The 362-nt window shown below is 69.9% G+C and carries 1 pseudogene; it reads right to left on the minus strand.

Going from position 1 to position 362, the window contains the following annotated elements:
- Positions 1–164, minus strand: a pseudogene (locus E2C06_RS37055) (IS66 family transposase); the annotation flags it as partial.
- Positions 165–362: the final 198 nt, after the last annotated feature.

Consider the following 362-nt stretch of genomic DNA (forward strand, 5'->3'; position numbering starts at 1 on the left):
TGGCCCGGCTTGGCGCCTCCAGGCTTGGCGCGCTCGCGCCTCTCCTTCCGGTCCGTGGACGGCGGCTGGGAGGATGTGCGCGAGGTCTTCTCCGGCCGCTGCAGCCGCAGCGCCAGCTCGATCAGCTCCGCCTTGCTCAGCCGCTCAAGCGCGTCCCGCTGCATGCCAGGATCGAATCAGCCAACCCGCTTCCGCGCAAGGGGGGTGGGTAATTACGCCACGGGCTCCTCGCGCGAGACCGTTCGCTATCCCGCTGTCAACGCCGCCTGAAATCTGACCCACTTCGTCTTGGTCCGCCGATCGAAACCTGACCCCCTTGATGCCCGGGGGTGGGGCGAGCCCCAACCCCCGGGCGGCGCCGT

Origin of the sequence: Dankookia rubra, from assembly GCF_004355005.1 — a bacterium.
Taxonomy (GTDB): domain Bacteria; phylum Pseudomonadota; class Alphaproteobacteria; order Acetobacterales; family Acetobacteraceae; genus Paracraurococcus; species Paracraurococcus ruber_A.